General features: G+C 46.8%; 11 protein-coding genes and 1 pseudogene. 1 reads left to right on the plus strand and 11 read right to left on the minus strand.

Annotated elements, in window-relative coordinates; all coding sequences use genetic code 11:
• Positions 1-139: 139 nt before the first annotated feature.
• The 7 genes from BTA31_RS06375 to BTA31_RS06405 all read right to left on the minus strand — a co-directional run bounded on the left by BTA31_RS06375 (position 140) and on the right by BTA31_RS06405 (position 9,567).
• The gene (locus BTA31_RS06375) at positions 140-1,330 is read right to left on the minus strand and encodes a CamS family sex pheromone protein (RefSeq protein WP_043925749.1); all 1,191 of its coding nucleotides are present in this window, start codon (positions 1,328-1,330) and stop codon (positions 140-142) included.
• 15 nt (positions 1,331-1,345) lie between these two features.
• A complete protein-coding gene (ligA, locus tag BTA31_RS06380) occupies positions 1,346-3,349 on the minus strand; it encodes an NAD-dependent DNA ligase LigA (RefSeq protein WP_076789955.1) in 2,004 nt (667 codons plus the stop codon).
• 33 nt (positions 3,350-3,382) lie between these two features.
• On the minus strand, positions 3,383-5,602 hold the full coding sequence (pcrA, locus tag BTA31_RS06385; protein ID WP_076789958.1) for a DNA helicase PcrA: 2,220 nt from the start codon (positions 5,600-5,602) through the stop codon (positions 3,383-3,385).
• Positions 5,603-5,661: 59 nt separating this feature from the next.
• Positions 5,662-6,348 carry a heptaprenylglyceryl phosphate synthase gene (pcrB, locus tag BTA31_RS06390; RefSeq protein WP_076789963.1) on the minus strand — a complete coding sequence of 229 codons (687 nt, stop codon included), beginning with the start codon at positions 6,346-6,348 and terminating at the stop codon, positions 5,662-5,664.
• A 150-nt stretch (positions 6,349-6,498) separates the two neighbouring features.
• The gene (locus BTA31_RS06395; protein ID WP_043928948.1) at positions 6,499-6,810 is read right to left on the minus strand and encodes a YerC/YecD family TrpR-related protein; all 312 of its coding nucleotides are present in this window, start codon (positions 6,808-6,810) and stop codon (positions 6,499-6,501) included.
• A gap of 2 nt (positions 6,811-6,812) precedes the next feature.
• Entirely contained in the window at positions 6,813-7,799 is a 987-nt protein-coding gene (locus BTA31_RS06400) for a DUF3048 domain-containing protein (protein ID WP_239693146.1), read from the minus strand.
• Positions 7,800-7,827: 28 nt separating this feature from the next.
• Positions 7,828-9,567, minus strand: a complete 1,740-nt coding sequence (locus BTA31_RS06405) for an adenine deaminase C-terminal domain-containing protein (protein ID WP_076789969.1) — start codon at positions 9,565-9,567, stop codon at positions 7,828-7,830.
• Between the two features lie 125 nt (positions 9,568-9,692).
• On the opposite strand from BTA31_RS06405, the gene BTA31_RS06410 reads away from it, so the two are divergent.
• Positions 9,693-9,923: a YgaP family membrane protein gene (locus BTA31_RS06410; protein WP_003179554.1), complete on the plus strand. Its 231-nt coding sequence runs from the start codon at positions 9,693-9,695 to the stop codon at positions 9,921-9,923.
• Between the two features lie 76 nt (positions 9,924-9,999).
• On the opposite strand, the gene BTA31_RS23675 is transcribed toward BTA31_RS06410, so the two are convergent.
• The 4 genes and pseudogenes from BTA31_RS23675 to BTA31_RS22720 form a co-directional block, all read right to left on the minus strand.
• Positions 10,000-10,236 (minus strand): transposase, encoded by a 237-nt coding sequence (locus tag BTA31_RS23675; RefSeq protein WP_142243747.1) that lies wholly within the window; start codon positions 10,234-10,236, stop codon positions 10,000-10,002.
• Positions 10,167-10,415 (minus strand): annotated as a pseudogene (locus tag BTA31_RS23680) (transposase); the annotation flags it as partial. The pseudogene BTA31_RS23680 and the gene BTA31_RS23675, both read right to left, overlap by 70 nt.
• Positions 10,416-10,518: 103 nt before the next feature.
• Positions 10,519-10,965 carry a DUF6376 family protein gene (locus tag BTA31_RS06420; RefSeq protein ID WP_043928952.1) on the minus strand — a complete coding sequence of 149 codons (447 nt, stop codon included), beginning with the start codon at positions 10,963-10,965 and terminating at the stop codon, positions 10,519-10,521.
• Between the two features lie 510 nt (positions 10,966-11,475).
• A complete protein-coding gene (locus BTA31_RS22720) occupies positions 11,476-11,646 on the minus strand; it encodes a Fe3+ hydroxamate ABC transporter substrate-binding protein (RefSeq protein WP_142243746.1) in 171 nt (56 codons plus the stop codon).
• Positions 11,647-11,907 lie beyond the last annotated feature (261 nt).

Here is an 11,907-nt window from a genome sequence, read left to right on the forward strand (position 1 = left end):
GTTGTATTCTAATTTTGCAATAGTATTTTATTTCAGCATACTATAACAAAAATTTGTTGCCGCCTCATGAATGAATGATAGGTCCTCCTTGTCCCTTTTTCTGCGTGATAAAAAAGAAGCAGCCGAAAAGGCTGCTTTTTTAAGAATCATAAATATGAACGGTCGGTTCCTTGTCTCCCGGCTTTTTCAGAATAACGGCTTCCTGTCCGGCTGACGAATTAATGTTGATCTCAACGTTCAGTCCGCTTTTGCCGTAGTAATCCATCACTTCACCGGTCAAGAACTGGGTGAAGGCGATGACTTCGCTTTTGCCGTAAAACTGCATCGGGATGTTGATTTTCATGTCCTGCATTTGGTCGTCTTTATAGAGAGCTGTGCCGACAACCCCTGTGTAGTTTGGAAAATACGTATCGACTTTGTTTTTAAAGCGTTTGAAGAGTTCCGCGTCATCCGGATGCTTCTCCGAACCTTCTGTTGAAGGGAAGAACGTGTATTCTTCATTGATTTTATCCCAGCCGCCGATCTCGCTTGTCCCTGCTTTCACATCGGTTTTGGCGATAAAGTTTCCAGGGACGATCGATGACTTAGGCGCCTGCTTGTACAGCATGATGGTCAACGGAATATTTTTTAAATCATCCATGTTTCTGATCCGTTTCGCCACTTCTTCAGCGATTTTTTCGCCTTCCTGCCTCAGCTTTTTGTCGCTGATGGTCACCTCTTTTTGCGGGTCGCCGACATTTTCGCGGTAGTAGTAGACAGAGTTCAGCGCAAGGCCGATCACGACGCCGCCGAGCTCAATCGTATCCTTGTCTTTGCGGACGAGGTAGTCGTGCTCAAGCATATGGGCGAGGTATACCGGGCTTTCTTCGTTTTGCTTCTCTGTTGATCCGCTTCCGGAAAGGGCAGGGTTCAGCCCGAGGTTTTTGAAGTTTTTATCGTCTTTCTCCGCTTTTTTCAGGTCGTCCCCCGTTTTTTTGCGGGCGAGCCAGCTCGATACTGTATCCTCATCCAGGTATTGTCCTTCTTGAAAAAGGTAATCGTCAGTAGAAAATGAATCTTGCGCAAGGCGCATCATGCCTGTCTCAAATTCATCGATATCCAGCCGCGTATTCAGGCGTTCGGTCGTCAAGCCGCGGGCTTTCCCCGCCTTGAAAGGAAGAACCATTTTATAATAAGAATCGGAGATGTTGTATTTCGGAATGATGGCTTTTTCTTTCGACTTATCCGTTTTCTGCACCATCTCCTGCTCTTCTTCTCCCCCAAAATTCGGCGCACAGGCTGAGAGCATGAGCATACCCGCAGCAGCCGCCAAACATAATATCTTTTTCAATAGAAAACACTCCTCTTATTTCTTTAGCTCACTGATCAGTCTTGCCTCATCCCATACTTCGATGTTTAGCTCTTCAGCTTTCGCCAGTTTGCTGCCTGCCGCTTCGCCGGCAATGACGAGATCGGTTTTTTTGCTTACACTGCCTGTGATTTTTCCGCCGAGCGCTTCGATTTCCGCTTTCGCGTCATTCCGCGACATCTCGCTGAGCTTCCCGGTCAAGACGATCGTTTTCCCCGCAAAATACGAATCGCTCGCTTCAGCGGCCGCTTTTTTCGGGCCTTTGTACACGGTGTTGACCCCGAGTTCTTCAAGCTCGTCCAACAGCTTCAGAATCTCCTCTTTTTCAAAATAGGTGACGAGGGCGTCCGCCATCTTGTCCCCGATTTCATCGACTTCGATCAATTCTTCTTTTGTCGCTTTTTTGAGCTTGTCGAGCGTTTCAAAATGCAGCGCCAGTGTCTTGGCCGCTTTGGCGCCGATGAAGCGGATGCCGAGTCCGAAGAGAAGCCGTTCCAATGAGTTCTCCTTCGATTTTTCAATCGATTTCAATAAGTTGTCGGTCGATTTTTCCCCCATCCGCTCGAGATTGATCAGCTGCTCGCGCGTCAGCTTATACAGATCGGCGACATTGTGGACGAGGTCTTCGTGGAACAGCTGAGTGATGACGCGCTCGCCAAGACCATCTATATTCATCGCGTTCCGGGAAACGAAATGGATCAGGCCTTCCCTGATCTGAGCAGGACATTCCGGATTGATACAGCGAAGCGCGACTTCTCCTTCGATTCTGACAAGCTCGCTTCCGCATTCCGGGCATTCCTTCGGCATGTTGAATTCTTTTTCTTCGCCCGTCCGCTGTTCGACAAGCACGTTGACGACCTCCGGAATGATGTCTCCCGCTTTTTTGACGACGACTTTGTCCAGCAGTCTGATATCCTTCTCTTTAATTAAATCTTCGTTGTGGAGAGAAGCTCTTTGGACGGTCGTTCCCGCCACTTTTACAGGTTCGAGAATCGCAGTCGGGGTCACTGCCCCCGTCCGGCCGACGCTTAATTCAATGTCCAAAAGCGTCGTGACAACCTCTTCGGCAGGAAACTTGTAGGCGATCGCCCAGCGCGGGCTTTTCGCCGTAAAGCCGAGCTCTTCCTGCTGATCAAGGGAGTTGACTTTAATGACGATCCCGTCAATTTCATACGGGAGATCGGCGCGTTTTGTCTTGAGCTCTTCGACAATCTCAATGACTTCTTCGATCGTGCTGCATTTTTTTCTTTCATGATTGGTTTTAAAGCCGAGTTCGTCAAGGAAATCGAGACCCTGGCTTTGCGTTTCAACGCCCATTTCATCAAGCTCCGCTATACTGTAGACGAAGATATCGAGATTTCGTTTCGCGGCAATTTTCGGATCGAGCTGCCTTAATGAACCGGCAGCGGCGTTCCGCGGGTTGGCAAACGGCTCTTCATCCCGTTCGAGCCGCGCTTGGTTCAGCAGTTCAAAGGAGCGCTTCGGCATAAAAGCCTCGCCGCGCACTTCAATTGAAAAGTCGCGCTTCATTCTGAGGGGAATGTTTCTGATGGTCTTCAAATTTTCCGTAATATCCTCGCCCGTCGTTCCGTCGCCTCTCGTCGCACCTCTAACAAATACGCCGTTTTCATAGCGCAGTGAAACAGCAAGACCGTCTATTTTAAACTCGACGTTGTATTCAACATCTCCGACCGCCTGGCGGACGCGGCGGTCAAAGTCGCGCAGATCTTCTTCATTAAACGCATTGCCGAGGCTCAGCATCGGCGTTTTGTGCAGCACTTTTTGAAAGGCGTCCAAAACGGCTCCGCCGACGCGCTGAGAAGGAGAGTCCGGCATTTTCAGGTCGGGATGCTCTTCTTCAAGAGCAATCAGTTCCTTCATCAGCTTGTCATATTCGGAATCAGGCACGCTTGGATCGTCAAGGGTGTGATATTCGTAGTTGTATTTGTTAATCAATGCATGCAGTTGTTCCACACGGCGTTTAGCTGCTTCTTTTTCCATTGGTTTCGTCCTTTCATTTCAGGTCTTTTGCCATTATTGCTTTTCAATTGGCGCAAAGGGCGCGAGAAGACGCTTCACTCCGGTCGGGCTCGGGAAGGCGATGTCAAGCTCTGTCGATTCGCCGGATCCTTTAACGCTGACAACGGTTCCGACGCCCCATTTTTTATGGGAGGCTTTATCGCCGACTGCCCAATTGACACCGTCGCCGCCGGTTTTGCTGTACGATGCAGCCGGCCGGGTAACGGGGCCTCTCCGCTCAGGCTTTCTTCCAAACGGCGTTTTCAGATCTTTTTTCTTCTCGTTTAGATTGTCCAATAATCCCTCCGGTATTTCCGCAATGAACCTTGATTCCGGGTTCATATTCGTTCTCCCGAACAATGTCCGCATTCGCGCGTTTGTTAAATAAAGTTCTTCCTCAGCCCTCGTGATGCCGACGTATGCGAGCCTCCGCTCTTCTTCCATCTCCGCTTCCTCCATCAGGGAGCGGCTGTGCGGGAATACCCCTTCTTCAAGCCCCATCAGGAACACGACCGGGAATTCGAGTCCTTTTGCGGCATGAAGCGTCATTAAGATGACCGCGTCTTGATTTCCGGTCTCTTCTTCCTTCTGATCAAGCTGATCGATATCGGCGATGAGCGCCAAATCCGTCAAAAAGGCGACGAGCGATTTATCTTCGCTTTGCTGCTCAAAGTTTTTCGTTACGGAGAGAAACTCGTCGATATTTTCAAGGCGGCTCTGCGCCTCCAGGGATTTTTCCGCTTTCAGCATTTCGCGGTATTCGGTTTTTTCAAGAATTTCTTCCGTAAGCTCTGTGACGGATAAGTATTCCTGCATATTCGTCAAGTTTTCAATCGTCTGTCTGAACTCATCAAGCGCGTTGACCGCTCTTGCACTGAGGCCGATAAAGTCAACCTGGCCGAGCGCTTCAAATAAAGACATTCCGTTCATATCGGCATAAGCTGCGATTTTATCGACTGAAGTCGCTCCGACGCCGCGCTTCGGCACGTTCACGATCCGCGCAAAGCTGATATCGTCGTCAGGGTTTGCGACGAGGCGTAAATATGCAAGGATGTCTTTGATCTCTTTTCTGTCATAGAATTTCGTGCCGCCGACGATGTTGTAGTTGATGTTCGCTTTCATCAGCGTTTCCTCGATGACCCGCGACTGGGCATTCGTCCGGTACAAAATCGCGATATCTGAGAAGGATCGTTTTCCAGAGCCAACGAGCTCCCTGATTTTGCCCGCGACAAATTGGCCTTCGCCAAATTCGTTGTCGCCTCTGAAGTAAGAGATTTTCGCCCCTTCGTCATTTTCGGTCCAGAGGTTTTTCGGCTTTCTGTTTGAGTTGTTCTGAATCACTTCATTGGCCGCATTCAATATCCGCTTTGTCGATCTGTAGTTTTGTTCGAGCAGAATGACGCTTGCATTCGGATAGTCTTTTTCAAACGACAGAATGTTGGCAATGTCCGCTCCGCGCCATCTGTAGATCGACTGGTCGGAGTCCCCGACAACGCAGATGTTTTGGAAGCGCTGCGCCATTTTTTTGACGAGCAAATACTGCGCCCTGTTCGTATCCTGATATTCATCAACATGAATGTATTGGAATTTGCGCTGGTAGTATTCAAGCACTTCCGGCACACGGTCAAACAGGACAATCGTCGTCATGATCAAATCGTCAAAATCGAGCGACTGGTTTTTCCGCAGTTTCTTCTGATAATCTTTATAGACATCGCTGACGACTTGTTCAAAAAAACCGCCGGCAGTTTTCTCGTACTCTTCCGGGTCGATCAATTCGTTTTTCGCACCGCTGATCGATCCGAGTATACTTCTGGGATCGAATTTTTTCGGATCGATGTTTCTTTCTTTGAGGATTCCTTTAATGACGGAAAGCTGATCAGACGTATCAAGAATCGAGAAATTCCGGTTGATGCCGATTCTGTCGATGTCTCTCCGCAAAATTCTGACGCACATGCTGTGGAACGTCGAAATCCAGATGTCATCCGCTCCCGGTCCGAGAATGCGTTCCACACGCTCTTTCATTTCTCTGGCCGCTTTGTTCGTAAACGTAATCGCCAAAATGTTCCACGGGGCAACGCGCTTCTCCGCCATTAAATACGCAATGCGGTGCGTCAATACCCGCGTCTTTCCGCTTCCTGCTCCGGCCATGATCAAAAGCGGACCGTCCGTCGTTTTGACCGCTTCCTGCTGCATCTTGTTTAATCCGCTTAATAATTGGTCGCTAATGTAATTCAATTCCGTTCACCGCCTATTCAAACATATGTTCTATTATAAACCAATCCGGTTCGTTGTGCTCATCCTTTTACGGCCTGTACCGTTTTCAACGCTTCTTCGAAGTTCTCATAAATCGCGTTTCCGACTACAATTACATCGGCGTGTTCAGCCATTTTAACCGCCGTCTTTGCATCTTTGATGCCGCCGCCGTAAAACAGTGTCGTTTCCTGAAGAACGGCTTTTGTTTCCTTAACGGTTTCTGCATCACCCAGCATACCGCTGTATTCAAGATAAAAGACCGGAAGGCGGAAAAGGTGTTCAGCCACGCGGGCGTACGCTTTAATATCCTCAATGTCAAGCTCGGTATCTGCGTTCGTCAAAGCGGCAGCCTTGCAGTCCTGATTCAAAATACAGTACCCTTCAACAACAATCTCTTCAGGCGACATCAGCTCGCCGTATTCTTTCATCGCCTTTTTATGTAAGCCGGCAATCCAGTCGGTATCCCTGCTGTTGAGCACAGTCGGTATAAAATAGAGGTCAAACCCCGGGACGATCGCGTCAATCGTCGACACTTCAAGGACGCACGGCACTAAAAAGCGGCGCACCTTTGACATCAGCCGAAGGACGTCATCTTCTGTAACATGATCGCTTCCGCCGATCAAAACCGCGTCTGTTCCGGATTCGCACAGCTGTTCAAGCTGATCATCCGTAATATCTTTATTCGGATCGAGTTTAAAGACGTGCTTCCACTCGGTAATATCGTACATGAAAAAAGCTCCTCCATTCGTTCTTACCATTTAAATATTATAACAAATTCAGCCCCTTTCGAAAAACGGATAACGAATAAACGATAAACGGGCAGAAAGCATAAAAAAACCGCCGGTGCTCAGTGCCCTGAGCTAGGCGGTTTCATGACATCATGATGATGTTTCAGATTGATTTGCTTTGACGCGGTCCAGCGCCATGGTATAAGCGTCATTTCCGTAGTTCAGGCAGCGCTTCACCCTGGAAATGGTTGCGGTGCTCGCTCCGGTTTCCGTCTCAATTTTATGATACGTGTTGCCGTCGCGCAGCATTCTGGCTACTTCGAGCCGCTGAGCCAATGATTGAATTTCATTTATTGTGCATAAATCATCGAAAAAACGATAGCATTCTTCGAGATCTTTTAGTGATAGTATGGATTGAAAAAGCTGGTCCAGCTCTCTCCCGCGCAATTTATCGATCTGCATCTTTACACACCTTCTCCTTTGCTAATAGAAACCTTGCTGAGATCGGGAACGATATTGATCCACGTTTTTCCCGGCACGAACGGAACCGTTTTGCCGTCCGTCTTCGGTATGATCCGGCCGTTTTCGTTCTTCCAGCTGATCCGATGGACTTCCCCGTTTTGCAGAAGGAGTCCTTTTCCGCCTGAACGAAGGTCAATATCCCTTCTCCCGTATGCATCTTTCATATGATGTTCGGCTTCCGCTATTAGAATGTTTTGAAGAACAACCGGTTCTTCTGTTTCAAGGTCTGTTGTCAAAACGCCGTCTGACTTTCTCACATAGCCTTCAACCTTTTTATCATAACCATATTCGACACGGTTTGTAACGGATTTTGTTCCATAATCTAACCGTATAGAATAAAGCTCATCCGAAGGTTTGTCAGGGCTTGCTTTAAAAGTGAGCGGTTCTGTGCGGGTTTCGATGGCATATCCTTTGTTATCTGCTGCTTGCTTTACGTTTTTGAACGACGTATACGAATTATGCGGCGCCTCCCGAAAATCGGCCCTCCAAAACAGGCTCCCGTCGTAATCCATTCCATTGATATGATCGGCGTCGCCGTTCAACAGGCGGCTTTTTGCACCCGGACTCCAGCCGTGATGCACCAAGATGCTGTCAAAACCGAGAGCCAAATCAATGAAATACTCCCGGGCGCTGCGGACTGGGCCAACCGCTTCAGGCATGTCGCTTTGATAGATCGCCAACAATCGTGTGATCGGTCCTTCACTGAGAGCTTCAATGACAATGTCAGCCTTGCTTAATCCCGACTGCGGCCTTGCTTTTGAATGATTGTTCACCACAACGGCAATGGGCCGCTGCCGAATATCTCCGTCCGCCTTCAATCCTGTCAGCGGATGAATGGTCTTTTCCTTTTCCTGCTGTTCCTGCGACTGGCACGCTGCAAGCAGTAAAAGCGAAGCAAAACAAAGCAGTACTCTTACATATCGATTCACCATAGATTAGCTCCCGCTCTTTTATATTTTAACGCATTATCGATGGAAAGAGTACAGTTTTTTTCATCACATCAAAGATCCCTTTCGGCGTCACCCTGATATAAGGCAGATGAGTGCTTTGCAAAAAGAGCAGGGTATAGATCGGGTCGTCAAACGTATAGCCTCTTTCATACAGAAGCTCTTTTAACGCTTTTTCCCTTTCAAGCACCTTTTCATACGTCTCATTTGATGCGCCGCCGCTTAAATGAAGAGGAATTTCGTGCAGAATTTTTCCGTTTTCCGCTAATACGATACCTCCTCCGATTTCTTTCATCCGTTTGAAGGCCAGAAGCATGTCTTCCTTGTTTTTGCCGATCACAATAATATCTCCCGTTGTCGAATAGGAGCTGACGAACCCTTGGACGCGGGTTGCAAAGCCTTTCAGCATCGTATTGACACGCCACTTTCCGTATTTGTCGAACAGCGAGAGATAGCTTTCATCATGGTCAAAAGAAAGCTGGTTCACAGAGTTGTCAATTTCAATCGTATAAGGCTCCATAATCACGGAATTCCTCATTTTTAAGCCGAGCGGCATCGAAAACTGCAAATCATCCATCGTTAGATCATATGAAAGGTTCAGAGGGACAAGACCCCCTTTTTGCCAGTCCGGGATAGAAAACGCATTCATATTTGCGCCGTCTGATTTGATCAGCCGCCCTTTTGCCAAAACCGTCTCTGGATTCGGCTCATCAGGGCTCTTTAAAATATTGAGCGTCGCGTATCTGCCCGGTGCAACCACACCGAGAATGTCTTCCATATGGTAATACTTGGCGATATTAAACGAAGCCATATTATAGGCGTCGATCAGCGGCACGCCCTCTTCGATGGCAATTTCAATCAGCTTGTTTGTCATGCCTTCCTTATAAAAGTTCGGTGTTGCGCCGTCTGTTGTATAAAACATATGGTCATAATGGTGAAAGCCTTCTTCGTGCAGCTCGCGCAAAATCTTTCGCAAATCAGGGCGAATGGAAGACTGTCTCAAGCCGACGTGGTATCCAAGTTCAAGACGCTTCAGTACTTCCTTTCCTGTCATAGCTTCATGATCGGCGTCAGCGCCGAAAAGTTTCATTTTTGTCAGCGTTTTTTCCGATGCACCCGGAAAATGGCCTTCGATCCGCTTTCTCCTTCTTTTCGTGCACTGCATGCAGTGAAGGAGCAGATCATCGCCGTCCAAAAGGCGAGGCCAGCCTGTCATTTCTCCTCCCTGGATGACATCCGGGTGTTCTCCCCAATGTTTTCGGTAATCGATCGATAAAATTTGATCTTCATTCAGCACTTCAGTCTGCAAGTCATACCTTGACCACCAATAGTAGTGGACAGGCTGTTTTTTCAGTTCTTCCAATATAGAAAACGCTTTCTTTTTTCCGCAATGTAAAAGCAGAAACAAGTTGTCATTTACGAATGTCGTCGTTCCAAACTGTGACACATATTCAGCCAAAGTTTGGGGATTATAAATTTGAAAAGGATGTACATGCGGCTCCATATACCCGGGTACAATGTATTTTCCTTCACAATCTATTGTAGTTTTAACAGCCGTCTTCGGCAAGTCACGGCCGACGTAAACGATTCTGTCATGATGAATCCATACGTTTGCCTGAATCCATTGCTTTACATACGGGTTCAGTACAGATGCATTTCGTAAAAGGAGCGTTGGCTGCAGCCTTGAACTTACAACATCAACTTGCGATCTGATGTGCTTGTTTTTCCAAATTAAGGTGCGTTCGGACATTCACATACTCTCCTTTACATGTAATGATCCCATGTTAACACATTTACTATCGTCACGCATTACCAATCCGTTACAATTTTTTGAAAAAACACTTTATTTAATTATTTAAATAGGAGGAATGAAGTATGAAGCAAAATATCGGACTGTTTGACGCCGTTTTTCGGATTGCCTGCGGACTGACGATCCTGTCGGCGGCAGCGGCAAAGTTTACGAGAAAACCGTGGTGCAGAATGACGCTTTTCTGCATGTTTATGGGGGCGATGAAGGCCGCTTCCGGCATTTTACGATTTTGTCCGATGACGTATGTTTGCCAAACTTATATGAAGCAGCAAGGAGAGACTGGCGAACAATCATAAAAAGCACCTTTTAGGTGCTTTCAGACCGTTGACAAAATAGGTCGGATTTTTAAGGTCCTACCTATTTTTGTCCAGTTTATTTTGTTTTTCCGATGAAAAGGCCGGCGATTAGGGCCTTTCCACGTCCAATTCGCCAGTTTTTTAGATTCATGGCAGCGAAAACAAGCATCACCTGCATGGACAACTTTTTCTTTCTCCGCAGGGTTATCCAGCACAGGCCATGCTTGTGTTTTAAATCCGCAAAACCCGTTCGATCGTTTCGCGAATGGAGCGATGCCCAAACACGTATTGAATCAGAATCATTTTGATCAATGCAACGGGATCAATGCTTGGACGTCCTTTTGAAGAATAAAGAGGGGCAACTTTTTCATAAATAAATGAAAAATCCACGGCTTCTTTCATCTTCCTGACCAGATGATCTTCAGAGACAAGTTCGCTTAAGGCAACGACTTCAAGCTGTTCACGTTAATCTTTTGAGTGCTTGGACAACATCATCTAGATTCCACTCACATTTTTTTAAAAAAAGCTTGTCGATGAAGCCACTTTTTATGACTTTGTCGACAAGCTGAAACATCCCAAACCGGGATGCTTTTTTCTATTCGGTCAATTTTTCAATCTGGCCCATCACATCGCTGATCTGCTGAGCGCTTTGCACCAATTCTGACTGCTCCAGCTTCTCGACTGTTAATTTTCCTTCCTCAACACTTTTCAACACATCCTCAGCGCTTTTTTGCAGTGTTTCATTATGCTTCTCGATCGTGTTATGAATCTCGGCTGCGGCATCGGGAGGGGTTAATTCATTAAAATCGGCTGCAGCCTGCTGGATAGACTCAAGCTGAGTTTCCAGCTTTTCTTTTGCACCCGTGTCGTTTACAGCCTGTTCAGCCAAGGAAGGCGCCTCCTCCGCAAATGTCTTCACTTTTTGGATATAGCCGGCCGCTTCATTTGTATAGTTCAATCCGTCATTCACCTGATCAAGCATTCCGCATCCGCCCGCACCTAAAAGGCCCATTCCGGCAAGAACTATAAGAATTCTTTTCATTGTTTGCCTCCTTATCGTTTCTTTTTCATTTTTTCTTTCAAAATCGGAATTAACTTTTCTTTCACCAAAGGCAGACCTTTCTTCACCAATTCACGCTTCAGCCATTTCCCGAGCTTAGACACGTCAGTCTCCTTTCCCTTTTGATAAAAATGAAAAAACTCCACCGATTTGGTGAAGTGGATAAACAAAAAGACCTTCACCAAATCAGATTTGGCAAAGGTCTCGCTAACAATTAGATTGCCAGCAAAGCCGAGGATCTAGGACATCCCGTAATGACGACTTTACTGTGACAGCTACTCCCCTTTGGAGTATTCATTTTTATTACTTTCATTTTAAAGCACAAGGCTAATCCAGTCAAATTCCTGCTGACCGGCTTATGAAAGAAATGCCCTGTCCGTAAAAAACACCTTCTTGGGAAAGAAGGTGGCAATTGTTGACGAAATCCTAAAACGGTTTAAAGTTTTAGGATTTCGTTATCTTTTATAGGGGCTTTTTTTATATTGAATGATGTCATTTTTGCAAATGCTCTCTTATACAGCCTTCACATAAAATCAAGCCGTTGCTCTCCAAAAACCTTTTGACATGGACGAATCCTGATAGTCCGACAGGCTTGTCTATGTAATAAAACGTCTCGTCTTTTGATATTTGTTTTTTACACCTTTTGCAGGTTACATGACTCATATACTTTCTCCTTTCCTGTCACTGTCTTAATAAAATGTTACTAAAGGTTGGGCGATTTTCCCACCGACAATAAAAAAGCACCTTTTCGGGTGCTTTTTTTGTCATCCCTTCAGCGTGATTGAAACCCCTTGCAGTCTAGAAGGCCGAGCATTGGGCGAACTTTCACAGGAGGTGATGACGCCGGCGTTCAGGCAGGACGCCTGGGCGGTTAGCCGCCGATCCTTCACCTATTCGTGAGCACCGACGCGCAGGCCTGACAAC

The organism is Bacillus haynesii, from assembly GCF_001969855.1.
GTDB classification, from domain to species: domain Bacteria; phylum Bacillota; class Bacilli; order Bacillales; family Bacillaceae; genus Bacillus; species Bacillus haynesii.

Excerpts from the sequence above, each read along its gene's own strand:
- ligA (WP_076789955.1), bottom strand. The coding sequence starts at position 3,349 with ATGGAAAAAGAAGCAGCTAAACGCCGTGTGGAACAACTGCATGCATTG.
- pcrB (WP_076789963.1), bottom strand. The coding sequence starts at position 6,348 with ATGTACGATATTACCGAGTGGAAGCACGTCTTTAAACTCGATCCGAAT.
- BTA31_RS06395 (WP_043928948.1), bottom strand. The coding sequence starts at position 6,810 with ATGCAGATCGATAAATTGCGCGGGAGAGAGCTGGACCAGCTTTTTCAA.
- BTA31_RS06405 (WP_076789969.1), bottom strand. The coding sequence starts at position 9,567 with ATGTCCGAACGCACCTTAATTTGGAAAAACAAGCACATCAGATCGCAA.
- BTA31_RS06410 (WP_003179554.1), top strand. The coding sequence starts at position 9,693 with ATGAAGCAAAATATCGGACTGTTTGACGCCGTTTTTCGGATTGCCTGC.
- BTA31_RS06420 (WP_043928952.1), bottom strand. The coding sequence starts at position 10,965 with ATGAAAAGAATTCTTATAGTTCTTGCCGGAATGGGCCTTTTAGGTGCG.
- BTA31_RS22720 (WP_142243746.1), bottom strand. The coding sequence starts at position 11,646 with ATGAGTCATGTAACCTGCAAAAGGTGTAAAAAACAAATATCAAAAGAC.